General features: G+C 70.5%; 21 protein-coding genes and 1 tRNA gene. 9 read left to right on the top strand and 13 right to left on the bottom strand.

Annotated elements, in window-relative coordinates; all coding sequences use genetic code 11:
• The first annotated feature begins 15 nt into the window (after positions 1–15).
• Together ABD091_RS12390 and ABD091_RS12385 are read left to right on the top strand one after the other, a co-directional pair.
• Positions 16–951, top strand: a complete 936-nt coding sequence (locus ABD091_RS12390; protein WP_343918822.1) for a metallophosphoesterase — start codon at positions 16–18, stop codon at positions 949–951.
• Positions 952–967: 16 nt separating this feature from the next.
• Positions 968–1,690 (top strand): siderophore-interacting protein, encoded by a 723-nt coding sequence (locus ABD091_RS12385; protein WP_343918821.1) that lies wholly within the window; start codon positions 968–970, stop codon positions 1,688–1,690.
• A gap of 32 nt (positions 1,691–1,722) precedes the next feature.
• Here the strand turns inward: ABD091_RS12385 and ABD091_RS12380 are convergent, their stop codons facing one another.
• The 3 genes from ABD091_RS12380 to ABD091_RS12370 are packed head-to-tail and all read right to left on the bottom strand — an operon-like array spanning position 1,723 to position 4,924.
• Positions 1,723–2,664 carry a carbohydrate ABC transporter permease gene (locus ABD091_RS12380; RefSeq protein WP_343918820.1) on the bottom strand — a complete coding sequence of 314 codons (942 nt, stop codon included), beginning with the start codon at positions 2,662–2,664 and terminating at the stop codon, positions 1,723–1,725.
• Positions 2,661–3,575, bottom strand: a complete 915-nt coding sequence (locus ABD091_RS12375) for a carbohydrate ABC transporter permease (protein WP_343918818.1) — start codon at positions 3,573–3,575, stop codon at positions 2,661–2,663. The genes ABD091_RS12380 and ABD091_RS12375 overlap by 4 nt, the downstream gene beginning before the upstream one ends.
• 11 nt (positions 3,576–3,586) lie before the next feature.
• Positions 3,587–4,924, bottom strand: a complete 1,338-nt coding sequence (locus ABD091_RS12370; RefSeq protein WP_343918816.1) for an ABC transporter substrate-binding protein — start codon at positions 4,922–4,924, stop codon at positions 3,587–3,589.
• A gap of 210 nt (positions 4,925–5,134) precedes the next feature.
• On the opposite strand from ABD091_RS12370, the gene ABD091_RS12365 reads away from it, so the two are divergent.
• The gene (locus ABD091_RS12365; protein ID WP_343918814.1) at positions 5,135–7,120 is read left to right on the top strand and encodes a beta-galactosidase; all 1,986 of its coding nucleotides are present in this window, start codon (positions 5,135–5,137) and stop codon (positions 7,118–7,120) included.
• Positions 7,121–7,130: 10 nt separating this feature from the next.
• The gene (locus ABD091_RS12360; RefSeq protein WP_343918812.1) at positions 7,131–7,928 is read left to right on the top strand and encodes a DeoR/GlpR family DNA-binding transcription regulator; all 798 of its coding nucleotides are present in this window, start codon (positions 7,131–7,133) and stop codon (positions 7,926–7,928) included.
• 52 nt (positions 7,929–7,980) lie between these two features.
• Here the strand turns inward: ABD091_RS12360 and ABD091_RS12355 are convergent.
• Positions 7,981–8,062 (bottom strand) — tRNA-Tyr (locus tag ABD091_RS12355).
• Positions 8,063–8,148: 86 nt separating this feature from the next.
• Between ABD091_RS12355 and ABD091_RS12350 the strand changes: the two genes are divergently transcribed.
• Positions 8,149–8,640, top strand: a complete 492-nt coding sequence (locus ABD091_RS12350; RefSeq protein WP_343918810.1) for a YajQ family cyclic di-GMP-binding protein — start codon at positions 8,149–8,151, stop codon at positions 8,638–8,640.
• A gap of 22 nt (positions 8,641–8,662) precedes the next feature.
• On the opposite strand, the gene ABD091_RS12345 is transcribed toward ABD091_RS12350, so the two are convergent.
• The 4 genes from ABD091_RS12345 to ABD091_RS12330 are packed head-to-tail and all read right to left on the bottom strand — an operon-like array spanning position 8,663 to position 12,306.
• Positions 8,663–9,643, bottom strand: a complete 981-nt coding sequence (locus ABD091_RS12345) for a sulfate/molybdate ABC transporter ATP-binding protein (protein WP_343918808.1) — start codon at positions 9,641–9,643, stop codon at positions 8,663–8,665.
• Positions 9,640–10,446, bottom strand: a complete 807-nt coding sequence (locus tag ABD091_RS12340; protein WP_343918806.1) for a sulfate ABC transporter permease subunit — start codon at positions 10,444–10,446, stop codon at positions 9,640–9,642. The genes ABD091_RS12345 and ABD091_RS12340 overlap by 4 nt, the downstream gene beginning before the upstream one ends.
• A gap of 1 nt (position 10,447) precedes the next feature.
• Positions 10,448–11,281 carry a sulfate ABC transporter permease subunit CysT gene (gene cysT, locus ABD091_RS12335; protein WP_343918804.1) on the bottom strand — a complete coding sequence of 278 codons (834 nt, stop codon included), beginning with the start codon at positions 11,279–11,281 and terminating at the stop codon, positions 10,448–10,450.
• On the bottom strand, positions 11,278–12,306 hold the full coding sequence (locus tag ABD091_RS12330) for a sulfate ABC transporter substrate-binding protein (protein ID WP_343918803.1): 1,029 nt from the start codon (positions 12,304–12,306) through the stop codon (positions 11,278–11,280). The genes cysT and ABD091_RS12330 overlap by 4 nt, the downstream gene beginning before the upstream one ends.
• Before the next feature lie 239 nt (positions 12,307–12,545).
• Here ABD091_RS12330 and ABD091_RS12325 point away from each other — a divergent pair, with 239 nt between their 5' ends.
• The 4 genes from ABD091_RS12325 to ABD091_RS12310 all read left to right on the top strand — a co-directional run bounded on the left by ABD091_RS12325 (position 12,546) and on the right by ABD091_RS12310 (position 17,628).
• Positions 12,546–14,411: a 2-oxoacid:acceptor oxidoreductase subunit alpha gene (locus ABD091_RS12325; RefSeq protein ID WP_343918802.1), complete on the top strand. Its 1,866-nt coding sequence runs from the start codon at positions 12,546–12,548 to the stop codon at positions 14,409–14,411.
• Complete coding sequence (locus tag ABD091_RS12320) at positions 14,408–15,505, top strand: 2-oxoacid:ferredoxin oxidoreductase subunit beta (RefSeq protein WP_343918800.1); 1,098 nt, start codon at positions 14,408–14,410, stop codon at positions 15,503–15,505. The genes ABD091_RS12325 and ABD091_RS12320 overlap by 4 nt, the downstream gene beginning before the upstream one ends.
• A complete protein-coding gene (gene rarD, locus ABD091_RS12315; RefSeq protein ID WP_343920940.1) occupies positions 15,490–16,407 on the top strand; it encodes an EamA family transporter RarD in 918 nt (305 codons plus the stop codon). The genes ABD091_RS12320 and rarD overlap by 16 nt, the downstream gene beginning before the upstream one ends.
• Positions 16,408–16,488: 81 nt before the next feature.
• On the top strand, positions 16,489–17,628 hold the full coding sequence (locus ABD091_RS12310; protein WP_343918798.1) for a flagellar hook assembly protein FlgD: 1,140 nt from the start codon (positions 16,489–16,491) through the stop codon (positions 17,626–17,628).
• A gap of 15 nt (positions 17,629–17,643) precedes the next feature.
• Here the strand turns inward: ABD091_RS12310 and ABD091_RS12305 are convergent, their stop codons facing one another.
• The 5 genes from ABD091_RS12305 to nuoL all read right to left on the bottom strand — a co-directional run bounded on the left by ABD091_RS12305 (position 17,644) and on the right by nuoL (position 25,203).
• Positions 17,644–19,086: a CBM96 family carbohydrate-binding protein gene (locus ABD091_RS12305; protein WP_343918796.1), complete on the bottom strand. Its 1,443-nt coding sequence runs from the start codon at positions 19,084–19,086 to the stop codon at positions 17,644–17,646.
• Between the two features lie 126 nt (positions 19,087–19,212).
• Positions 19,213–20,211, bottom strand: a complete 999-nt coding sequence (locus ABD091_RS12300) for a polyprenyl synthetase family protein (RefSeq protein WP_343918794.1) — start codon at positions 20,209–20,211, stop codon at positions 19,213–19,215.
• Positions 20,208–21,797, bottom strand: a complete 1,590-nt coding sequence (nuoN, locus tag ABD091_RS12295) for an NADH-quinone oxidoreductase subunit NuoN (protein WP_343918792.1) — start codon at positions 21,795–21,797, stop codon at positions 20,208–20,210. Before nuoN ends, ABD091_RS12300 begins: the two co-directional genes overlap by 4 nt.
• Positions 21,797–23,323, bottom strand: coding sequence for an NADH-quinone oxidoreductase subunit M (locus tag ABD091_RS12290; protein WP_343918790.1), 1,527 nt, complete (start codon positions 23,321–23,323; stop codon positions 21,797–21,799). Before ABD091_RS12290 ends, nuoN begins: the two co-directional genes overlap by 1 nt.
• Positions 23,320–25,203 (bottom strand): NADH-quinone oxidoreductase subunit L, encoded by a 1,884-nt coding sequence (nuoL, locus tag ABD091_RS12285; RefSeq protein WP_343920938.1) that lies wholly within the window; start codon positions 25,201–25,203, stop codon positions 23,320–23,322. The genes ABD091_RS12290 and nuoL overlap by 4 nt, the downstream gene beginning before the upstream one ends.
• Positions 25,204–25,207: the final 4 nt, after the last annotated feature.

The following is a 25,207-nucleotide window of genomic DNA, read 5'->3' as shown; positions in this document are numbered from 1 at the left end:
GCCTAGAGTCGGCGCGTGGTCCAGTTCGGGCAGTACCCCCGCCCCGTGCACACCGTCGCCCACCTCAGCGACCCCCACCTCCTCGCCGGGGGCGCTCGCCAGTACGGCGCGATCGACCCGGAGGCGGGCCTGCTGCTCGCCCTCGACCGGCTGCGGCGGCTCGACCCCGTCCCCGACGTCGTGGCGTTCACCGGCGACCTCGCCGACAGGGGCGAGCCCGCGGCCTACGCGCGGCTGCGCGAGCTGGTCGACCCGGTCGTCGCCGACCTCGGTGCCCGGGTCGTCTGGACGATGGGCAACCACGACGAGCGGGCGCCGTACGCCGCCGGACTGTTCGGCAGCAGCCCCGACCACGACGCCGTCGGGCCCCAGGACCGCGCCTACGACGTCCGCGGGCTGCGCGTCCTCGCCCTCGACACCAGCGTCCCCGGCTACCACCACGGCGACCTGGAGGACAGCCAGCTCGACTGGCTCGCCGACCAGCTGGTCGTCCCGTCCGAGCACGGCACCCTGCTGGCGCTCCACCACCCGCCGATCCCGGTCCCGATGCTGCCGGTCGCGGCGGTCATCGAGCTGCAGGACCAGCACCGGCTCGCCGAGGTCGTGCGTGGCTCCGACGTGCGCGCCATCGTCGGTGGCCACTTCCACTACACGTCGTGGTCGACCTTCGCCGGCATCCCCGTGTCGGTCGCCTCCGCGAGCTGCTACACCGCCGACCCGGCTCCGCTCGACCGGCTGATCTCCGGCGTCGACGGCCACCAGGCCTTCACGGTCCTCCACCTCTACGGCGACGACGCCGACCGCCAGGTGGTCCACACGGTCGTCCCGCTGGCCCAGGCCCACGAGGTCAGCGGTCACGGGCTTGACGTCGTACCGGCGCTCGAGGCGCTCTCGCCCGAGGAACGGCGCGAGGTCATCAGCAACAAGGCGTCCGACCTCAACCAAGGGTGACCTAGCGTTGTCTCCTGTGACGCGATGGCAGGGACAGGTCGAGAGCACCGAGTGGCTGACGCCGCTCCTCATCAGGGTCGTCCTCGGCGGTGAGGGCCTTGCCGGGTTCGAGATGCCCGACGCGACCGACACCTACGTCAACGTGGCGCTCCCGCCCGACGGCCTGCGCCGTCGCTACACCGTCCGGTCGTGGGACCCGGCGACGGGGCGGCTCACGCTCGACTTCGTCGTCCACGGTGACGACGGCGTCGGCGGTCCGTGGGCGGCCGCGGCTGCGCCGGGTGATGCCCTCGACTTCGACGGACCGTCCGGCGGCTACCGCCCTGATCCGACGGCCGACTGGCACCTGCTCGTCGGCGACGAGTCCGCCCTGCCCGCGATCGCCGCGTCGCTCGAGGCCTGCCCTGACGGCGTCCCGGTGCTCGTACGACTGCTCTGCGACGGCCCCGACCACGAGATTGACCTCGCGACGCCGTCCGGGCTCGACCTGCAGTGGCTGCACCGTCCGGCGTCGCTCCCCGACGCGGTCGCCGGGCTGAGCCTCCCGTCCGGCCGGGGGCACGCCTTCGTGCACGGCGAGGCGGAGGAGATCCGCGCGATCCGCCGTCACCTGCTCACCGACGGCGGGTTCACCCGGCCCGACATGTCCTGCTCGCCCTACTGGCGCCGCACGATGACCGACGAGGCCTGGCGGACGGTGAAGAAGGACTTCGTCGCCGCCATGGAGGCCGACGTCTGACCAGCTCCTGACCCGCACTGGTCAGGTCCTGGTCAGCCCTTGGTGGCACCCAGCGTCAGGCCCGACACGAACTGCTTCTGCAGGGCGAAGAAGACGACGAGCACCGGCAGCGCGACCAGGACCGAGCCCGCCGCCACCAGGTTGGTGTCGGTGAAGAACTGGCCGCGGAGGTTGTTCAGCCCCGAGGTGACCGGCAGCTTGTCGAAGTCCTGGATCAGCACCGTCGCCCAGAAGAACTCGTTGTAGATCCACGTCACCTGGAGCGTGGCCAGCGCAGCGAGCGCCGGCCGCACCAGCGGCATCGTCAGCTGCCAGTACTGCCGCCACACGCCCGCCCCGTCGATCTGGGCCGACTCGTAGACCTCCTTGGGGATGGTCTTCATGTAGTTGCTCAGCACGAACGTGCAGAAGCCGATCTGGAAGGCCGTGTTGACCAGGATCAGCGCCCAGTAGCTCGACAGCATCGACCCGGAGTCGCTCATCCACAGCGGCAGCGGGATCTCGCGGAACATCCGGAACACCGGGATCAGCAGGGCCTGCGGCGGAAGCAGGTTGGCGGCGAGGAAGAAGCCGAGGAGCGCCAGGTTGAAGCGGAAGCTGAAGCGGGCGAGCACGAAGGCGACCAGCGACGACAGGAACAGCGTCAGGAGCACCGCCGGGACCGTGATGTAGAGCGAGTTCACGAAGTACTGGGAGAAGTTGCCCTGCCGCCATGCCTGCTCGTAGTTGTCGAAGGTCCAGCCGCCGAGCGAGAGATAGCCGTTGGCCTGGGTGTACTCATAGCTCCGGAAGGAGTTGAGGACCGCCCACACCAGGGGGAAGAGCCAGACGAGGGCGAGGACCAGCATCACCACGGTGGCGACGGCACCGCGCCGTCGGTTCAGCACGCCCCCCTCGACCCGCTCGGGCGGGGTGTCGGCCCGGGCCTCGGTGGCGGGGACCGCCACCGCGGTCCCGCTGTCGGACCAGCTCATCGTTCCTCCTGCTCGCGGAAGACGATCCGCAGGTACATGGCGATGAAGACCGAGGAGATCACCATCATGATCACGGCCAGCGCCGAGCCGAAGCCGTAGCGGGTCGCCTCGCCGATGACGTTCTGGTTGACCAGGGCTCCGATCAGCTCGAGCCCGTTGCGCCCCTTGTTGATGACCCAGACGATGTCGAAGGCGCGCAGCGACTCGATCACCACGATGACCAGCACGATCATGTTGATCGGCTTCATCACCGGGAAGACGACGGAGAAGAACGTCTTCGACTCCGAGGCCCCGTCGACCGCCGCGGCCTCGCGCAGGGACTGGTCGACGCCCTTCAGCCCGGCCAGGTAGATCAGCATGATGTAGCCGGTGTGCCGCCAGGCGGTGGCGACGAGCACGGCCCACAGGTTGACGTTCGGGTCGCCGTACCAGTCGACCTCGCTTCCGAAGACCTGGTTGATCAGGCCCTGGTCACGCGAGTAGAAGAGCTGCCAGATGAAGCCGACGAGCGCGAGCGACAGCACGACCGGCATGTAGAACGCCGTCTGGTAGAACCGGCCGCCCCGCATCTCCCGGTCGAGCACCACCGCCAGCAGCATGCCGAGCAGGGTCGGGAAGACGAAGAGGAACACCAGCCAGATGAGGTTGTGGCGCACCGCTGGCCAGAACGGCGGGTAGATGGTCGTGACGTCGCGGTAGTTCTGGAAGCCGATCCACTCGATGGTGCTCAGGTCACCGAAGCCGTTCCACCGCCCGAAGGACAGCGCGATCGATCCCAGCGCCGGCAGCCACACCAGCCACAGCACGAGCAGCGCCGGAACCACGACCATGAGGGTGACCACGAGCCGGTCGCCCGCCGCCATCCGGCGGCGACGGGGGACCGCCCTCGTCGTGGTGGTGTCGTTGTCCACGGCTCCGCCGCTCAGAAGATCGACTGCTTCTGCTGCTCGATCGAGGCGGTGATGCCGTCGATGTCGCCGGGGTTCTTCAGGAAGTCCTGGATCGAGGGGATCATCACCGTCGACGCGAAGTCGGAGTTGGTGTCGCGGTCGAGGAACTGCGCGATGTTGGCGGCCGCGCCGACGACCTCGGCCGACTTCTTCTGGAGGTCGGAGTAGGTGTCGGTGGAGGCATTGGCGTTGGCCGCGATCATCGGGGCGTCAGCTCCGTTGTTGGCCGCGTCGGCGGCCTCGGCGGTGCCGATGAACTTCAGCATCTCCTTGCCCCCCTCCTGGTTCGGCCCGCCCGCCGCGAGGCAGAAGCCGTCGATCGGGGCGTCGAGCGCGTCGCTGCCGATCGAGTCGTCGAGCGCCGGGAACGTGAAGAAGTCGAGGTCGTCCTGGGTGTCGGCGATCGCGTCGACGACGAAGGTGCCGAGCAGGTACATGCCGCAGTCGCCCTTGGCCATGGAGGTGGCCGACTCCTGCCAGGTCCGGCCCAGCGGGTCCTCCTGGTGGTAGGGCAGCAGGTCGCCCCAGGTCGAGAAGACGTTCTTGACCTCGGCGCTGTCCCACGCCGCGTCACCGGCCATCAGCTCCATGTGGAAGTCGAAGCCGTTGAGCCGCATGTTGAGGATGTCGAAGGTGCCCATCGCCGGCCAGCCGTCCTTGTCGCCGAAGGCGAACGGCGTGATGCCCTTGCCCTGCATGTCCTGCATCAGGGCGTCGAGGTCGTCCTTGTTCTCGGGTGCGACCCAGCCGTTCTTCTCGAAGACCGACTTCCGGTAGAACACCGCCCACGGGTAGTAGGCGACCGGCACGAAGTACTGCTTGCCGTCGGGCGCGGTGGCCGCGGTCTTGAAGGCGTCGGTCATGCCGTCGATCGGCCACACGTCGCTGATGTCCGAGATCAGGCCGTTCTCGGCGAGCTGGGCCATCCGGAAGCCGGCGAACCAGGAGAAGACGTCGTCGGGCGCACCCTGGAGGTAGGTGTTCAGGTTCTCCTGGAAGGTGTTGTGGTCGACGGCGTTGACGTCGACCGTGCGCCCGGTCTTCTTCTCGTAGGCCGCCACCATGGCCGCCGCGCGGTCGTAGGCGGGCCCGGAGCCCTGCGCCTCGTTGAGGCCGAACTTCACCGTGCCGTCGGCACTGCCGCCGCCACCGCCCGAGTCACCGCCGCACGCCGCGAGCAGGCTCGGCGCGCCGAGGATCGCCCCGCCGAGGGCGGCGTTGCGCAGGAAGCTGCGCCGCGTCGAGGCGGCCGTGGCAATCGCCGAGCCGGGGATGCTCTGTCCGAACCGGGGACGGGGAGCGCTGACCATGTGAACCTCCAACACCTGTGACCGCCGAAACGGACAGAACTGAACACGTTCCGAGCAGCGTGACGGTCGTCACTGACGCTGTCAACCCCCTCGTCAGCAACGATTCGGACTCGTAACGCCGCTATCCGGTAGTTGCACGATCAAACATCTCTGGACGACCCTGTGATGGTTTCTGTTGACTTCGCCACAGGCCGGGTCCACAGTGTCCGCATGCCTGCCCCACTCCCGCGCCTCGCCTACGGAGGCGACTACAACCCCGAGCAGTGGCCCACCGAGGTCCAGGTCGAGGACGTCGCCCTCATGCAGCAGGCCGGCGTCGACCTGGTCACGCTCGGGGTGTTCTCGTGGGCGTGGATCGAGCCCGAGCCGGGGCGCTTCGAGCTCGGCTGGCTCGACGAGGTCGTCGCACGGCTCCACGCCGGAGGCATCCGGATCGACCTGGCCACGGCGACCGCGTCGCCACCGCCGTGGCTGGCGCACCGCCACCCCGAGACCCTGCCCGTGACCGTCGACGGCACCACCCTCTGGCCCGGCGCCCGGCAGGCCTACTGCCCCTCCTCCCCCGTCTACCGGGAGCACGCCCTGCGCCTGGTCCGGGTCCTGGCCGAGCGCTACGGCCACCACGACGCCCTGGCGCTGTGGCACGTCGGCAACGAGTCGGGCTGCCACGTCGCGCGCTGCTACTGCGACGTGAGCGCCGCGGCGTTCCGGGGCTGGCTCGAGCAGCGCTACGGCACGGTCGAGGCGCTCAACGAGGCCTGGGGCACGGCCTTCTGGTCGCAGCGCTACGCCGACTTCGCGGAGGTCAACCCGCCCCGGTCGGCCCCGGCGTTCCCCAACCCCACCCAGCAGCTCGACTTCCACCGGTTCTCCTCCGACCAGCTCATCGAGAACTTCGTCGCCGAGCGCGACCTGCTCCACGAGCTGTCCCCGGGCGTCCCCGTCACGACCAACTTCATGGTCACCGACCACGTGCGCGACATCGACTACTTCGCCTTCGCCCGCGAGGTCGACCTGGTCACCAACGACCACTACCTCCGCGCCGAGGACCCCGAGGGCTTCCGGGAGCTCGCGTTCTGCAGCGACCTCACCCGCGGGGTCGCCGGCGGCGCCCCGTGGCTGCTGATGGAGACGTCGACCAGCGCCGTGAACTGGCAGCCGCGCAACGTCGCGAAGCGTCCCGGCCAGCTGCGCCGCAACGCGATGGCCCACGTGGCCCGCGGGTCCGACGGGATCCTCTTCTTCCAGTGGCGCGCCTCGCGGGCCGGGGCGGAGAAGTTCCACTCCGGCCTGGTCCCCCACGCCGGCACGGACACGCGCCTGTGGCGCGAGGTCTGCGGCCTCGGCGCCGACCTCGATGCCCTCGAGCCGGTCGCCCGCGCCCGGGCCGACAACAGGGTCGCGATCCTCTTCGACTGGGAGGCCTGGTGGGCCAGCGAGCTCGACTCCCACCCCAGCATCGACGTCCGCTACCTCGACCGCGCCCACGACCTCCACCGCTCCCTGACCGACCGTCAGGTCGGTGTCGACGTCGTCCACCCCGAGCACGACCTGTCCGGCTACGACGTCGTGCTCGTCCCCACGCTCTACACCGTGACCGACCGGGCCGCCGACGCTCTCCGGGCGACCGCGGAGGCCGGCGCGGTCGTCGCGGTCACCTACTTCAGCGGCATCGTCGACGAGCACGACCACGTCCGCCTCGGCGGCTACCCCGGCGCCTACCGCGACCTGCTCGGGGTGTGGGTGGAGGAGTTCCTTCCCCTGCCGGCCGGCGAGACGGTCCACCTCGACGACGGCGGCCGCGCCGACACGTGGGCCGAGCACGTCCACCTGCGCGGCGCGGAGCCGGTGGCGTCGTACGTCGACGGGCCGGCGGCCGGGCTCCCCGCGATCACGCGACGCACCGTCGGGGAGGGCGAGGCGTGGTACGTCGCCACCCGGCTGGACCGGGCCGGCACCGACCGTCTGGTCGAGTCGCTGCTCGACCGCGCCGGGGTCGCCCACGGTCTGGCGCCTGCCGGCGTCGAGGTCGTGCGCCGCCACGGCGACGGCGGCTCGACCTGGTCGTTCGTCATCAACCACACCGACGCCGCTGCCGCGGTCGAGGTCAGCGGCCGCGACCTGCTGACGGGCGGGAGGTTCCCCGGTAGCGTCCCCGCCGGCGGCGTGGCCGTCGTCGACCACGGGGAGGTGTGAGGTGCTGGCGGTGCAGCGGCGCAGCCGCATCCTGGGCGAGCTGGAGCGTGATGGCACGGTCCGGGTCTCCGACCTGGTGACGCTCCTGGGCGTCTCGGACATGACCATCCGCCGGGACCTGCAGGTGATGCACCGCGAGGGGCTGCTGGAGAAGGTCCACGGCGGGGCCACGGTGCGCGCCGAGCCCTCCAGCCTCGAGCCCGGCTTCGAGGCGAAGTCGGCGCGACGGCTGGCGGAGAAGGAGGCGATCGCCGCCCGGGCCGCCTCCCTGGTGCGCCCCGGCTCCGCGATCGCGATCTCCGCCGGCACCACCACCCACGCCCTCGCGCGGCACCTCGTGGACGTCCCCGGGCTGACGGTGGTCACGAACTCGATCTGGGTCTCCGACGTGCTGCACCGCACCGCCCAGGAACCGGTGTCGGTGCTGCTCACCGGTGGCCTTCGCACTCCCTCCGACGCCCTGGTGGGCCCGGTCGCGATTGCGGCCCTCGAGTCGCTCCACGTCGACACCGTGTTCCTCGGCGTGCACGGCATGGACTCGCGCGCCGGCCTGAGCACCCCCAACATGCTCGAGGCGGAGACCAACCGGGCGATGATCCGCTGCGGCCGCCGGCTGGTCGTGCTCGCCGACTCCACGAAGTGGGGTGTCGTCGGTCTCAGCTCGATGGCCGAGCTCTCTCAGGCCTCGGTGATCATCAGCGACACCGGCATGCCGGCCCAGGTCAGCGCCCAGCTCGCCGAGCAGTGTGAGGAGCTGGTGCTGGTGTCTCCGGGCGAGCCGGTCCCGGACGACGCCGAGGAAGCCTAGGTGGCCCGGCCCCGGAGACGACAAGACCCCCACCGCTGGTGGGGGTCTGGCGTGGCAGGTGAAGGATTCGAACCTTCGAAGGCAAAGCCGACGGATTTACAGTCCGCTCCCATTGGCCGCTCGGGCAACCTGCCGTGTCGGTGCCCCGGCTGTGACCGGGACGCGACGAGCGATAAGAATACAGAAGGTACGACGCAGAGCCGAAACCGGAGGGGACCCCATGGCTGACTCGTCCTTCGACATCGTGAGCAAGCTGGACCGGCAGGAGGTCGACAACGCACTCGGGCAGACCGCACGCGAGGTCGCCACCCGGTTCGACTTCAAGGGAACCGGTGCCACCATCGAGTGGCAGGGTGAGCAGGCGATCGAGATCACCGCCTCCGCCGACGACCGTGCGAGCGCCGTGCTCGACGTCTTCAAGCAGAAGCTGGTCAAGCGCAACGTCTCGCTCAAGGTGCTCGACGCCTCCGAGCCGCGCCAGTCCGGCCAGCAGTCCAAGATCGGCATCGCGCTGAAGGAGGGCATCTCCTCGGAGGACGCGAAGAAGATCAGCAAGCTGATCCGCGACGAGGGCCCCAAGGGCGTGAAGGCACAGATCCAGGGCGACGAGCTGCGGGTGTCGAGCAAGAAGCGCGACGACCTCCAGGCGGTGCAGCGGCTGGTGAAGGAGCAGGACTACGACTTCGCGGTGCAGTTCACCAACTACCGCTGAGGCTCCTCCACCAGCGCGCTCCTCACCCCGCCGCGAGCTCCATCCGTGGGACGACCGTGGCGCCGGTGGTGGGCGTGAGCCACACCGTCTGGCCCTCGGTCACGTCCAGGCCGCGGGCGTGGGCGCGGGTCATCGTCACGTCGACGCTCTGCCCGTCCGTGGTCAGCACCGTCAGCCGCACCTCGAAGCCGACGCGGAGGTAGCGCGAGACCGTGCCCTCGATCGAGCCGGCGAGCAGCGGTGACACCGCGACGTCGACGTCGTGCGGCCGCAGCCGTACGTCGCCGAGCGTCGTCACCTGGCCGAGGAAGCCCATCACGAAGTCGTTGGCCGGCTCGTCGTAGAGCTGGTCGGGCGTGCCGACCTGCTCGATCCGGCCGTCGTTGATCACGACGATCTCGTCGGCGACCTCGAGCGCCTCTTCCTGGTCGTGGGTCACGAAGACGGTGGTCACGTGCACCTCGTCGTGGAGTCGTCGGAGCCACTCCCGCAGCTCCTTGCGGACCTTGGCGTCGAGGGCACCGAACGGCTCGTCGAGCAGCAGCACCGTCGGCTCGACCGCGAGCGCACGGGCCAGCGCCATGCGCTGCCGCTGACCGCCGGAGAGCTGCGACGGCAGGCGGTGGGAGAACTGCGAGAGGTGGACCAGGTCGAGCAGCTCCTCGACCCGGCGCAGCACCTCCGGCTTGGGCTTCTTGCGGATCTCGAGCCCGAACGCGACGTTCTTCGCCACCGTCATGTGCTTGAAGACGGCGTAGTGCTGGAAGACGAAGCCGACGTTGCGCTTCTGGGGCGGCAACCGGGTGGCGTCGGTGCCCTCGATGGTCACCGTGCCGGAGTCCGCGGACTCCAGGCCGGCGATGATCCGCAGCAGCGTGGACTTGCCGCCGCCCGAGGGCCCGAGCAGCGCGGTCAGCTGGCCCGTCGGGATGGAGACGGAGACGTCGTCGAGGGCGACGAAGTCCCCGAACTTCTTGGTGACGCGGGAGATGTCGATGCTCATGCTGTTGACCCTTCCTTGGGACGCAGGAGCGAGACCACGACGATGCAGACGACGCTGACGAACGCGAGCAGGAACGCGACCGCGTAGGCCGTGGGCTGCTCGAAGTTCTGGTACCTCTGCTCGACCACGAGCGTGGCCGTCTGGGTCTGCCCGGTGAAGTTGCCCGAGACGATCTTGACCGCGCCGAACTCGCCCAGCGACCGTGCGAGCGAGAGGACGACGCCGTAGACGACGGCCCACTTGATGCTGGGCAGCGTGATCCGCCAGAAGGTCTGGCGGCCGTTGGCGCCCAGGCTGCGGGCGGCCTGCTCCTGGTCGTCCCCGATCTCGGTCAGGACCGGGACGACCTCGCGGATCACGAGCGGCAGTGCGACGAAGCAGGTCGCCATGATCATGCCGGGGGTGCTGAAGATGACCTGGTAGCCCAGACCCTCCAGCGTGGGACCGAACCAGCCGGTCCGGCCGTTGTAGACGAGCAGCAGTGCGAGGCCGACCACCACCGGCGAGACCGAGAGCGGCACGTCGATGAGGGCGGACAGCACGCGCTTGCCCGGGAACTCGTGGCGCACCAGGAGGATCGAGATCGACACCCCGAAGACGAGGTTGATCAGGACCGCCCAGAAGGCGACCTCGACCGTCAGCAGCAGCGCGCTCCGCACCAGCGGGTCGGCCAGCGTCTCGAGCAGCGTGGTCGTGCCGTCGGCGAAGGTGTCCTTCACGACGAACGACACCGGCCAGGCGACGAGCATGACCACGTAGCCCACGGCTAGCAGCCGCAGCAGCCAGCGCAGGGGCGGGGACACCTCAACCACGGCGCGACACCCGCCTCTGCACGACGTCGAGGACGACGATCACGGCGAGGGCGATGGCGAGCATCACCGACGCGACCGAGGCGGCGGCCGCCGTGTTGCCCCCCTCGATGAAGGAGATCACCCGAACCGAGACCACCTCGGTCCGGAACGGCAGGTTGCCCGACAGCAGGACGAGCGAGCCGTACTCCGAGATCGCCCGGGCGAAGGAGAGCGCCGCTCCGGCCGCGATGGCGGGGACCAGGCTCGGCAGGATGATCCGGCGGAACACCGTCAGCCGCCCCGCGCCCAGCGACGACGCGGCCTCCTCGACGTCGTGCTCGAGCTCCTCGAGGACCGGCTGGACGGTCCGGACGACGAACGGCAGGGTCACGAACGCCAGCGCGAGCCACACGGCGGTCCGCGTGTTGGCCCAGTCGACCCCCAGCGGCCCCTGGCGCCCGTAGAGCGACAGCAGCACCAGGCCGGCGACGATCGTCGGCAGCGCGAAGGGGATGTCGATGACGACGTCGAGGGCGCGCTTGCCCCAGAAGTGGTCGCGGACGAGCACCCAGGCGACGACGGTGCCGACCACGACGTTGACCGCCGTGACGCCGAACGAGACGCCGACCGTGAGGCTGATGGCGGCCCACGTCTGCGGGTTGGTCAGGGTCGTGACGTAGGCGCTCCACCCACCGCCGGCCGCCGTGACCACCAGCGCGGCCAGCGGGATGAGGACGAGCAGGCTGAACCAGGTGACCGAGACCCCGAGGGCGAGCGACGACCCACGCCCGAGCGTGGTCGTCGTCCTCGGCCGCCGTCGCCCTGCTTCCAGAGCGACGGTGCTCATTCCGCGGTGCCTGTCTCGGCCTGGAGCCGCGGGATGATGCCCGACTCCTCGTCGAAGAACTTCGTGTTGGCCTCGGCCCAGCCGCCGAAGTCGTCATCGATGGTGTAGAGCGTGCCCGGGTCGGGGAACGGGTTCGACGGGTCGTTGGCCCCCTCGACGTCGGGCAGCTCGACGCCGTCGACGACCGGCCGGAAGCCCGAGAGGGCGTAGTCGGCCTGCGCCTCGGGCGTGGTCAGGAACGTCAGGAAGGCCGAGGCCGCCTCGGGGGCGTCGGTGGTGACGGCCGCCGGGTTCTCGATGAGCAGGGTGTCGTCGGGCACGACGTAGTCGAAGGCCTCGCCGTTCTGGCGGGCGAGGATCGCCTCGTTCTCGTAGGAGATGAGGACGTCGCCGTTGCCCTCGGAGAAGGCGGTGGTGGCCTCGCGGCCCGAGGACGGCAGGGCGATGGTGTTCTCGAGGAACTTCGTGACGAAGTCCTCGGCCTCGGCGTCCGACCCGCCGGCGCCGGCGACGTGGGCCCACGCGCCGAGGATGTTCCACTTCGCGGAGCCCGACGACGCCGGGTTCGGGGTGATGATCTCGACCCCCGGCTTCACGAGGTCCTCCCAGCCCTCGATGCCCTCCGGGTTGCCCTCACGGACGACGAAGGTGACGACCGAGGACGTGGCGATGCCCTTCGTCTCGTTGTCCTTCCAGTCCTCGGCGACGAGGCCGGCGTCCACGAGCCGCTGCATGTCGGGCTCGAGGGAGAAGTGGACGACGTCCGCGTCGAGGCCGCCCTCGACGGCGCGGCTCTGGTCGCCGGAGGCGCCGTAGGACGTCTGGAAGCCGACACCCTCGCCCTCGGAGGTACCGGCGAACTCTTCGAAGACAGGGGCGTTGGCAGCCTCGAGGACCGAGAAGCCGACGAGGCTCAGCTGCTCCCCCTCGTCGCCGGCGGCAGTGCCACCGGCGGCGGAGCAGGCGGTGGTGGTCAGCAGCACGGCTGCGGAGGCGGCGGCGGCCTTGACGAGTGATGACGACATGGGTGACTCCTTCTGTGACGACGTCCCTGGGAGACGTCGTACTGAACAATGTCGCGCAGCCTACTCGACTTACTAGCCCAATAGTGGGGAAGGGTGCACACCGGCGTGGCAGGAGTCACCTGTCCGCAGGCGGAGACCGGTGGGGACACGGCCGGGCGAGGGCTATCGTGGAGGGTCGGTGCGCCCCTCCCCCGGAGCGCCACCGGACATGTCCAGAGACGATCACGGAGAGGCCCGAGGTGACCAAGCAGGTCAAGCAGCTCGACCGCGTCATCATCAGGTTCGCCGGCGACTCCGGTGACGGCATGCAGCTGACCGGCGACCGCTTCACGCAGGAGTCGGCCGCGTTCGGCAACGACCTGTCGACGCTGCCCAACTTCCCCGCCGAGATCCGCGCACCCCAGGGCACGCTGCCCGGCGTCTCGTCGTTCCAGGTCCACTTCGCCGACCACGACATCCTGACGCCCGGCGACAGCCCCGACGTGCTGGTGGCGATGAACCCGGCGGCGCTGCGCGCCAACCTCGGCGACCTGCGTCACGGGGCGACGGTCATCGTCGACACCGCCGACTTCACCAGCCGCAACCTCACCAAGGCCGGCTACACCCAGAACCCCCTCGACGACGGCTCCCTCGACGAGTACGCCGTCCACCCGGTCGACCTGACCGGCATGACCGTCGAGGCGGTCAAGGAGTTCGGGCTCACCCGCAAGGACGCCTCGCGCGCGAAGAACATGTTCGCCCTCGGCCTGCTCTCGTGGCTCTACGGACGCCCCACCGAGTCGACGATCAGCTTCCTCGAGCGCCGCTTCGCGAAGGTCCCCGACATCCGCGACGCCAACGTGACCGCCTTCAAGATGGGCTGGAACTTCGGCGAGACGACCGAGACGTTCGCGGTCACCTACGAGATCAAGCCGGCGCCGATGTCGGTCGGCACCTACCGCAACATCACCGGCAACCTCGCGCTCTCCTACGGCCTGGTCGCCTCGGGCGTCCAGTCCGGGCTGCCGGTCTTCCTCGGCTCCTACCCGATCACGCCGGCCTCCGACATCCTCCACGAGCTGAGCAAGCACAAGTCGTTCGGCATCACGACGTTCCAGGCCGAGGACGAGATCGCCGGCATCGGCGCGGCGATCGGCGCCTCGTTCGCCGGCTCGCTCGGCGTCACCACCACCTCCGGCCCCGGCATCGCCCTGAAGTCGGAGGCCATCGGCCTCGCGGTCATGACCGAGCTGCCGCTGCTCGTCGTCGACGTCCAGCGCGGCGGGCCCTCGACCGGGCTGCCCACCAAGACCGAGCAGGCCGACCTGCTGCAGGCGATGTTCGGCCGCAACGGCGAGTCGCCCGTGCCGATCGTCGCCCCCCGCTCCCCCGGCGACTGCTTCGACGCCGCCCTCGAGGCCGCCCGGATCGCGATCACCTACCGCACCCCGGTCATGCTGCTCTCCGACGGCATGCTCGCCAACGGCTCCGAGCCGTGGCGGATCCCCGAGCTCTCCGAGATCCCGACCATCGACCCCGCGTTCGCCACCGCTGACGGGCTGGGTGACGACGGCTTCCAGCCCTACCAGCGCGACGCCGAGACCCTCGCCCGTCCGTGGGCCGTCCCCGGCACCGCGGGCCTCGAGCACCGCATCGGCGGCCTCGAGAAGGGCGACGGTCACGGCAACATCTCCTACGACCCCGCCAACCACGACTTCATGGTCCGGACCCGGCAGGCCAAGGTCGACCGCATCGCGGAGTCGCTGCCCCCCACGCAGGTCGACGACCCCAGCGGCGAGGCCAAGGTGGTCGTGCTCGGCTGGGGCTCGACGTACGGCCCGATCGGCGCCGGCTGCCGCCGCGTGCGCAACGCCGGCGGCAACGTCGCGCAGGTCCACCTGCGCCACCTCAACCCGTTCCCGAAGGACCTCGGCGAGATCCTCGCCCGCTACGACAAGGTCCTGGTGCCCGAGATGAACCTCGGCCAGCTCTCGATGCTGGTCCGCGCGAAGTACCTCGTCGACGCGGTCGGCTACAACCAGGTCCGCGGCCTGCCGCTCAAGGCGGCCGAGCTCGCGGAGGTCATCGGCAAGCTGGTCGCCGAGGCGGAAGGAGACGCACGATGAGCACCACCGAGCTCGGCCTGCCCGGCCTGCGCACCGGTACCGAGGGCGTCCCGACGACCGAGGACACCCAGACCGGCAAGGACTTCACCAGCGACCAGGAGGTCCGCTGGTGCCCCGGCTGCGGCGACTACGCCGTCCTCAAGGCCGTGCAGGGCTTCCTGCCCGACCTCGGCCTGCGCCGCGAGAACATCGTCTTCGTCTCCGGCATCGGCTGCTCCTCGCGCTTCCCCTACTACCTCGACACCTTCGGCATGCACTCGATCCACGGACGCGCGCCGTCGATCGCGACCGGCATCGCCACCGCCCGCGAAGACCTGTCGGTCTGGGTCGTGACCGGCGACGGTGACGCGCTCTCGATCGGCGGCAACCACTTGATCCACGCGCTGCGCCGCAACGTCAACATGACGGTCCTGCTCTTCAACAACCGGATCTACGGGCTCACCAAGGGGCAGTACTCCCCCACCTCCGAGCCGGGCAAGATCACCAAGTCCACGCCCATGGGCTCGCTCGACCACCCCTTCAACCCGGTGTCACTCGCCCTGGGCGCCGAGGGCACGTTCGTCGCGCGGACCATCGACTCCGACCGCAAGCACCTCACCTCGGTGCTGGCCGCGGCCGCCGCCCACCGCGGGACGTCGTTCGTCGAGATCTACCAGAACTGCCCGATCTTCAACGACGGCGCCTTCGACGCGATCAAGGACCGCGACACCAAGGAGGACGCGATCATCCCGCTCCGCCACGGTGAGCCGATCCGGTTCGGCGTCGGGGGGACCAAGGGACTCGTGCGTGACACCGTCACCGGCGGCGTCCGCGTCGCCGACGTCGGCTCGGGCGAGGGTGAGGTCGGCGAGGACGCGCTGCTCGTCCACGACGCCCACGCCGAGGACCCGACGACGGCGTTCGCGATCTCGCGGCTCACCGATGCGGGCTACCTCCACCAGGCGCCGATCGGCATCTTCCGGCAGGTCGAGCGCGGGACCTACGACGACCAGGCCCGCGCCCAGGTCACCACCGCCCGCGGCGGTGTCGACGGCGACGACTCCTCCCGGCTCGACGCGCTCCTCCACGGCGGCGACACCTGGACGATCGCCTGAGCAGCCAGCGTGGCGTCGGCTACGGCGTCGCCGCCTACTCGATGTGGGGGCTGTTCCCCCTCTACTGGACGCTGCTCGAGCCCGCCGGTGCGGTGGAGATCCTCGCCCACCGGGTCCTGTGGTCGCTGGTCACGGTGTCGCTGGTCGTCGCCGTCCTGCGGCGGGGGCGGGACGTCGCGGCGGTGCTGCGCAACCCGCGCACGCGGTGGCTGCTGCTGGTCGCGGCCGTCGTGATCAGTGTCAACTGGGGCGGCTACATCTGGGGCGTCAACAACGGCCGGGTGGTCGAGACGTCCCTGGGCTACTTCATCAACCCGCTCGTCACGGTGCTGATGGGCGTGGTCGTGCTCGGCGAGCGGCTGCGGCGGTTGCAGTGGGCGGCCGTCGGCCTCGCGGCCGTGGCGGTCCTGGTGCTCACGATCGACTACGGCAGGCCACCCTGGATCGCCCTGCTGCTGGCCTTCTCGTTCGCGACCTACGGCCTCGCCAAGAAGACCGCCAACGTCGACGCCGTCGAGTCGCTCGCCGTCGAGACCCTCTACATCGGCCCGGTCGCGGCGGCGTACGTCGGGTGGCTGGTGGCGACCGGCGCGTCGTCGTTCGGGACCGAGGGCGCCGGCCACGCCGTCCTGATGACCACCACCGGCATCGTCACCGTCATCCCGCTGCTGTGCTTCGGCGCTGCCGCGATCCGGATCAGCATGGTCACCATCGGCCTGCTGCAGTACATCGCGCCGATCCTCCAGTTCGCCCTCGGCGTGCTCTGGTACGACGAGCCGATGCCGGCCTCGCGCTGGATCGGCTTCGTGCTGGTGTGGATCGCTCTCGTCGTCTTCACGTGGGAGGCGCTCACCCACCGCCGCCGCCAGCTCCGCCTGGTCGCCGAGGCCTCCGCGCTCTGACGGGTTCCGGCGACCGGGTGGCGACGCCTGCCCTAGGCTTCGGCCGTCAGCTGACACGACATCACACTCGGGGGAATCACCGTGCTGCACGCCGTCGCGACCACGGGCCTGGGCCTCGCCCTCGCTGTCACCTCTCTTGCGGCGCCGTCCTTCCCCACCGCGTCGCACCGCGATCCCGTCGTCGGGGCTCCGTCCATCACCAGCCCGCTCCCGGACGAGCTGGTGGAGCGGCCGGGCCCGGCCTGGGTGACCGTGGACTACTCGGGAGCCGCAGCCGGGAGCTACGTCGTGCAAGGTCGGTGCACGTTCCACGTCTCGGGTCGCTCGTTCACCTACCAGGAGTTCCGCCACACCTACGACCCGGCCGCCCCGGAGAGTGCGCTGCAGCAGGTCCCGATCGAGCCGTCGGGCCCCACCTGCACCTACTCGGTGTCCGACGGCTCCGGAGTGGCGGACTCGGTCACCTTCGACGTCATGCACGAGGACCGGCGCGAGGTGACCAGCAGCACCCACCTGTGGCCGGAGGAGCCGAACCGGCAGGACCATGCGCGCAGCGTCGTCGACATCCTGGAGCCCGGCTCCTACCGGATCGACGTGGTCCGTCACGACGCGGTCGTCCTCAGCGAGGATCTCGGACACCGCGAGCGCGGCCGGATCCACTGGGACTGGTCCGGGCTCGCCCCCGACGGCACGGTGCTCCCGGAGGGGATCTACGAGATCTGGCTGGTCGGGACCCCGAGCGGGGGCGCGGCCCTGCTCCGCCGCCAGCAGGTGCGGCTCGTCCACCAGGTCGCGGTGCTCGACTACGTGGACGGCGACGGCGACCTGGGCGACGGAGCAGCGGACGTCCGGCGCGGCCGCCTGACCAACGGCACCCCGCGCGCCGTCACCGTCGACACCATCTTCGCCACTCGCTCGCTCCGTCTCCTCCGGCGACTCGACGTCCTCGTGCGCGGAGCCTCACGCCAGCATCCCGCTCGCGTCGTGGTCACGCGCAGCTCCGACAGGTGGCGCGTGCGCGCACCGCGGCTCGACGGGTGCCGCGCCGCCGCGACGAGCGCGGGGCGCCGCGTGCGGGTCACGGTGACCCGTGCCTGCTTCGGCGGCGCCCTGGGAGTGGCCGCACGAGTCGTCGCCCGCGACCGCGACGGTGGCACCGACGTGCTCCCGGGCGAGCGGCACTGGACGACCACGATCCACTACCAGCCCATCCCGGACTGACGGCCCGGCCGCCGCTCAACGCGAGGCGCGGGAGTCTGACTTGGTGCGCTGGTAGGCGGTGATCCGGTCCCCCTCGAGCGGGACGTGGTTGCCGGCGGTGGAGTTCCAGACGGCCGCGAACCACAGGTCGGGGGTGGACAGGATGACCTCACCCGCGTCGGCGACGGCCTCCGCGGTGAAACCGTTGTACTCGCCCAGGCCGAGCGGCTTGTCGGGGTGACCCACCGAGCTCAGCCATCGCTCGAGCAGCGGGATCGCGCGGGCGGGCATGGCGGGTCCGGGGTTGCTGACCGTCCCGGACTGGTAGGAGTCCACCGCGACGAAGTCCCACCGGTCGAGCAGCTCGGCGTCGGTGAAGGACGCGAAGGTGGAGACCTTCCGGTCCAGCAGCCAGCCGTTGAGGATGGGGCCGACGGCGATCCGGGGTGCGTCGACGCCGTCGAGGAACCGCAGGCTGGCGGCCCGGAACGTCGCGGGGTCCATGTCGCCGTAGGGCTCGTGCCAGAAGGTGGCAGTGACATCGGCGTCCAGGCTGGTCAGCTGGGTCCGGAGGTTCGCCAGCCAGGCGTCGTAGCCCCCGGCCGCCATGACCGCGGGATCGGGGACCTTGTAGGAGATCACCGGGAGCATGCCGTCGGCGATCGCCTCACGGATCAGCTTCAGCTGGTCGGTGCCGGTGGGTGTGAGGTCCGCGAAGATGCGGCGCGCGGTCACCCCCGAGGAGCCGACCTCGTCGATGCGCTGGTCCCACAGGTAGGCCGGCGCGCTCATGCCGATCCGCTTGGTGGAGAACGGTCCCGACCGGGTGGGGTCGGCCGGGTCGCCGGGATCCGTGGGGGTGCCCGGTTCGGTGGCGCCCGGCCCGGTGGGGTCCGTGGGACCCTCGGGCGTGCTCGCCGCCGGCCGGGTGGTGATCATCAGGCGCGGACGGTGTGCCGCCGCACGCGCCTCCGACGACGCGAGGCGCAACCGGACCGGGGCCGACGTGCCCAACCGCACCGTGAGCCAGCGCCCGGGGCGGATGCCGTCGACCTTCAGGTCGATCACCTCGTCGACGCCCCTGCGGAGCGCGTCGGAGGAACCGAGGAACTCGTGGGAGGCCGGACGCGTGTGCCAGGTCAGCCGACGCTCGCGCCAGGCGTTGCCGGCCCTGACGACGTTGAGGTCGTGCGCCGAGCTCGTCAGTGGGTGCACCGACAACCGGACCGTGGCGAGCTCGAGGTCCTCGCTGATGGCCGGGACCCGGAACTTGAGGTAGCCGCGCTTGTAGAGGCCTCGCCGGTTGTCCACGACGACGGCGGTGCGCGACCCGTAGCTGCGCGCCTTCGCGGCCGCGTTGCTGAACGAGTCGGAGCTCGCGGTGGCCGACAGGGCCGTGGCCTGCGCGGGGGCTGACGGGACGACCGTCAGGCCGGTCAGCAGCAGGGCGGACGAGAGCGCGCTGATGGTTCGCCACATGTCGAGTAGACCTCTGGCTCGGCCCGGGGGGAGGGCGGGGGGTTGGGGGGACCTCCACTATCGGCACGAGGGGTCGTCCGCGGACCCTTTCGCGCCGGATTTTACCTTCGGAGGTGGCGCGCCGGGCTAGGCCGTGCGGGTGGCGACGACGTCGGCGAAGTCCTCCAGAGCGCGACGGACCGAGCCCTCGGGGAGCACGGCCAGGACGGCCTTGGCCTCGGCGGCCTGGGCGACGACGTAGTCGCGCGCCTCGGCCATGGCGCGGTGGGACCGCAGCAGCCCCAGCGCCTCGGTGTGGAGGGCGTCGTCGGTGAGGTCGGCGTCGAGCAGCTCCAGCAGCCGGGCGTCCGCCGGGTCGGTCGAGGCCCGCGCCATCAGGACCGGCAGCGTCGGCACCCCCTCACGGAGATCCGTGCCGGGCGTCTTGCCGGAGTCGGCCGACTCCGCGGCGACGTCGAGGATGTCGTCGGAGAGCTGGAAGGCCGAGCCGACGATCTCGCCGTAGGCGCTCAGCGCCTCGACCACCTCGGGCTCGGCGCCGCCGAACATCGCGCCGTAGCGCGCCGAGGTGGCGATCAGCGAACCGGTCTTGCCGGCCACGACCTCGAGGTAGTGGGCGAGCGGGTCCTCGCCCGGTCCCGGCGGCACGGTCTCGAGGATCTGGCCCTCGACGAGCCGGGTGAAGGTCCGTGCCTGGATCCGGACGGCCTCCGGACCGAGGTCCGCGGTCAGCTCGGAGGAGCGACCGAAGAGGAAGTCGCCGGTCAGGATCGCCACGTGGTTGTCCCACCGTGCGTTGGCGGTGTCGGCGCCCCGCCGCAGCGCGGCCTCGTCCATGACGTCGTCGTGGTAGAGCGACGCGACGTGGGTGAGCTCCACGACGCAGGCGGCGGTGTGGACCTCCTCGGCCTCCGGGTGGGAGCCGGTCTCCGCCGCGAGCAGCACCAGCAGCGGCCGGAAGCGCCGGCCGCCTGCCATCATCAGGTGGGTCGCCGCCTCCGAGACGTAGGCCGTGCGGCCCTGGCAGTGGCCCGCGAGCAGCTCCTCGACACGGGCCAACCGGTCGACCAGCCGCGCTTCGAGGGCAGCGTCGACGACGGGCAGTGCGAGGGTCGAGTCCGTCACCTGATGAATTCTCCCGCACGGGCCGCGAGGTCGAGCACCGGGCCGGGGACGACACCGAGGACGAGCGTGACGGCCGCCCCGACAGCGATGGTCGCCGCGGTCAGGATCGAGGGGTGGGTCACGGTCGCCGCCTCGCCCGTGGGCTCGGTGAAGTACATGACCCGGATGACGCGGACGTAGAAGAACGCCGCCACGACGCTGCTGAGGATGGCGACCACGACGACCGGGTAGGCCCCGGCCGACAGCGCGGACGCGAACACCGCCCACTTGCCGATGAAGCCGGAGGTCAGCGGGATGCCGGCCATCGCGAGCAGGAAGAAGGCGAACACGCCCGCCACCAGCGGTGAGGACTTGCCCAGACCGGCCCAGCGCGACAGGTGGGTCTGCTCGCCACCGGAGTCGCGCACCAGGGTGACGACGGCGAAGGCGCCCATGGTGGTGAAGCCGTAGGTGACGAGGTAGAAGAGCACCGCCTGCAGCGAGGTCAGCTGGCCGATCGCGAGGTCGGTGGAGCTCTGGACGCCCAGCACACCGGTCAGCAGGAAGCCGGTGTGGGCCACCGAGGAGTAGGCCAGCATCCGCTTCACGTCGGTCTGGGCGACCGCGAGCACCGCGCCCACGACCATGGTGAGGATCGCGACGACCCACATCATCGGCTGCCACGTCCAGCGGTCGGCCCCGAAGGCGACGTAGAAGAGCCGCAGGATCGCACCGAAGGCGGCGACCTTGGTCGCGGCCGCCATGAACGCGGTGACCGCGGTCGGCGCACCCTGGTAGACGTCGGGGGTCCAGGCCTGGAACGGCGCGGCACCCACCTTGAAGAACAGGCCGACCGCCAGCATGCCCATGCCGATCAGCAGCAGCGTGCGGTTGCCGAGGTCGTTGCGCACCGCCTCGTTGATCGCGGCGAACTCGAAGGAGCCGGCGAAGCCGAAGACCAGCGCCACGCCGTAGAGGAAGAAGCCGGAGGAGAAGGCGCCCAGGAGGAAGTACTTCAGCGCGGCCTCCTGGCTCAGCAGGCGGCGGCGACGCGCCAGTCCGCAGAGCAGGTAGAGCGGCAGCGAGAGCACCTCGAGCGCGACGAACATCGTCAGCAGGTCGTTGGCGGCCGGGAACATCATCATGCCGCCGACCGCGAAGACCATGAGCGGGAAGACCTCGGTGTGGTCGAGGCCCGACGTCGACGCCTGGCGCTCCGCCTCGGTGCCGGGCAGCGCCGCGGCCTGCCCCGCGAACGCGGACACGCCGCCCTCGAGCTGACGCTCGGCGAAGAGCATGACGCCGCCGATCCCGAAGAGCAGGATGACGCCCCACAGGAAGACCGTCGGGCCGTCGAGGGCGAGCGTGCCCTCCATGGCGAGGTTGCCGCGCGCGACGCCGTCGCCGAGGCTGGCCAGGTCGGCGCCGACCAGCGCGGTGCCGACGAGGGCGGCGGTGAGGCCGAGGCCGGCGAGCAGGGCCTGCACGACGTAGCGGGACCGGCGGGGCAGGAACGCCTCGACCAGGACCCCGGCGCAGGCGGTGCCGAAGACCACGAACAGCGGCCAGAGCTGGCCGTACTCGATGGTGGGCTTCACGAACTCCATCAGTGACCCTCTCCCTCGGTCGCCGGGGCAGCCGGGACGGTGGGCTCCTCGTGCACGACACCCACCTGCGTCAGCGTCTGCTCGACGCTCGGGTTGATCACGTCGAGCAGCGGCTGCGGGTAGAACCCGAACAGCACGAGCGCGACGAGCAGCGGCGCGACGACGCCCACCTCCCGCCGGTCGAGGTCGGTGAAGCCCTCGAGGTCGGCGGCGGTCGGACCGGTCATGGCGCGCTGGTACATCCACAGCACGTAGATCGCGGCCAGCACGATCGCGGTCACCGCGACGGCACCGGCCCACCAGGCGTAGTCGAACGCCGAGATGATCACGAGCATCTCGGAGACGAACGGCGACAGCCCGGGCAGGCCGCAGGCGGCGAGGCCCGCGACCAGGAACATGCCCGCCAGCACGGGGGCGACCTTCTCGATGCCGCCCATCTGGCTGATCAGCGCCGTCCCGCGGCGGCGAACGGCGAACCCGGCGAGCAGGAACAGCGCGGCCGTGGCGATGCCGTGGTTGACCATGTAGAGGATGGCGCCGGCGCCGCCCTCGCTGGTGAACACGAAGATGCCGAGCACGATCAGGCCGAAGTGGCTCAGCGACGTCAGGCCGATCAGGCGCAGCATGTCGTCCTGGCCGATCGCGACGAGGGCGCCGTAGACGATCGAGATCAGCGCGAGCACGACGACGAACGGCGTGGCCCACTGCGACGCGTCGGGCAGCAGCCCGAGGCAGAAGCGGATCATGCCGAAGGTGCCGATCTTGTCCAGGACGCAGACGAGCAGCACCGAGGTGCCGGTGGTCGCCTTCTCGGTCGTGTCGGCCAGCCAGGTGTGGACCGGGAACATCGGCGCCTTGATCGCGAAGGCGACGAAGAAGCCGGCGAAGATCCACTTCTGGGCGGTCGGGTCGATCGAGAGCCCTTGGAGGTCACTCAGGAGGTAGGACGGCGAGCCGGCCTGGGCCGAGACGACGTAGAGCCCGATTACCGAACCGAGCATCACCAGACCACCGGCGAGCTGGTAGATCAGGAACTTCACCGCGGCCCGGGTGCGCCCCTCGCGGCCGAACCCGCCGATGAGGAAGTAGGCCGGGATCAGCGTGGCCTCGAAGACGATGTAGAAGAGGAAGACGTCGGTGGCCGCGAAGACGGCGATCGAGAAGGCCTCGAGCGCCAGGGTCCACGCGAAGAAGACGTCGGCCTTCGGATCGGTCTCGTGCCAGGACGCGATCATCACGATCGGGACCAGGACCACCGTCAGCAGCACCATCAGCAGCCCGAGGCCGTCGACGCCGAGCGCGTAGTGGGCGCCGAAGGCGCTGATCCACTCGTGCTCCTCGGCGAACTGGTAGCCGCCGCCGACGTCGTACTGGGTGGCCATCACCACGGCGACGACCAGCGTGACCAGGGCGACGCCCAGCCCCACCTGCCGCGCGATGATGCCGCGGCTGGGGAGGTAGCCGGTCACGACCGCGCCGAGGAGCGGCAGCACGACCAGCGTGGTGAGCCAGGGGAAGTCGCTCATGCGAAGTTCACCACCATCAGGGTCAGCACGACCAGCAGCACGCCGGCCAGGAGCGAGAGGGCGTAGGAGCGGACGAAGCCGTTCTGGACGGTGCGCAGCACCTGGGCGAGCCCGCCGACGGCGGACGAGCCGCCCTCGACGGCACCGTCGACACCGCGGTTGTCCATCGTGGTCAGGCCGGAGACCAGGTGGCGGCCGGGGCCGACCACCAGCCCCTCGTTGATCGCGTCGCCGTAGAGGTCGGCGCGGGCCGCCCGGGTCACGAAGGACACCTGCTGGGGTGCCTCGCGCGGGACGTCGCGCCGGCCGACGAAGAACCAGGCGGCCGCGACACCGAGGGCGACGGTGGCCACGACGATGAGCGTGATGACCAGTGCCGGCAGCGGCGGCTCGTGGTGCTCGACCTCGCCGACGACCGGCGCGAGGAACTCCACGATCCAGTCGCCCGCGATCATGACGCCGCCCAGCACCGACAGCGCGGCGAGCACGATCAGCGGCACGGTCATCACCTTCGGCGACTCGTGCGGGTGGACGCCCTTCTCCCAGCGCTTGCTGGTGAAGTAGGTCAGGAGCATCAGGCGCGTCATGTAGAAGGCCGTGATGCCGGCACCGAGGACGGCCAGGATGCCCACGACCAGGTTCTCGGCGAGTGCGGTCTCGATGATCTTGTCCTTGGACCAGAAGCCCGAGAAGCCGGGGAACCCGATGATGGCGAGGTAGCCCATCGCGAAGGTCAGGAAGGTGACCGGCATCGCCGAGCGCAGGGCGCCGTAGTGGCGCATGTCGACGTCGTCGTCCATGCCGTGCATGACCGAGCCGGCACCGAGGAACATGTTGGCCTTGAAGAAACCGTGGGTCAGCAGGTGGAAGATCGCGAACGCGTAGCCCGCGACCCCGAGGCCCGCGCCGAGCATCATGTAGCCGATCTGGCTCATCGTGGAGCCGGCGAGCACCTTCTTGATGTCGTCGCGGGCGCAGCCGAGGATCGCACCCCAGAGCAGCGTGACCGTGGCGACGACGACGACGACGGTCTGGGCGACCGGCGCGAGCTCGAAGATGAAGTTGGAGCGCACCACGAGGTAGACGCCGGCGGTGACCATGGTCGCCGCGTGGATCAGCGCCGACACCGGGGTCGGGCCCTCCATCGCGTCGAGCAGCCAGGCCTGGAGAGGCACCTGGGCCGACTTGCCGCAGGCGCCGAGGAGCAGCAGCAGGCCGAGCGCGGTGAGCGTGCCCTCCCCGACCTCGCCGGTCACGGCGCTGATCGCCGCGAAGTCGGTGGTGCCGAAGGTGACGAACATCAGCGCGATACCGAGCGAGAGCCCGATGTCACCGACACGGTTGATGACGAAGGCCTTCTTGGCGGCCGCGGCGGCCGACGGCTTGTGCTGCCAGAAGCCGATGAGGAGGTAGGACGCCAGACCGACGCCCTCCCAGCCGAGGAACAGGCCGAGGTAGTTGGCCGACAGGATCAGCGTCAGCATCGCGGCGACGAAGAGGTTGAGGTAGCCGAAGAACCGGCGGCGGCGCGGGTCGTGCGCCATGTAGCCGATGGAGTAGACGTGGATCAGCGAGCCGACACCGGTGATCAGCAGCAGGAAGAGCGCCGCCAGCGGGTCGTAGAGCAGGTCCATGCCGACGCTCAGGCCTCGGGTCTCGAACCACGTGAACAGGTGCTGGGAGACCTGGCGCTCCGACTCCTCACGGCCGAGCAGCTCGACGAACATCAGCACGCTGATGACGAACGAGCCGATCGGCAGCGCGGTGCCGAGCAGGTGGCCCCACCGGTCGATGCGGCCCTTGGTGAGCGGGCCGCCGAGCAGCAGCACCACCGCACCGAGCAGCGGCAGCGCGATCACGAGCCACAGCAGGCCGAGCACGCCG

This window comes from Nocardioides aestuarii, assembly GCF_039527245.1.
Taxonomy (GTDB): Bacteria; Actinomycetota; Actinomycetes; order Propionibacteriales; family Nocardioidaceae; genus Nocardioides; species Nocardioides aestuarii.
The sequence above is the reverse complement of the archived record's forward strand: the minus strand, read 5'-3'. Positions and strand labels throughout refer to the sequence as shown.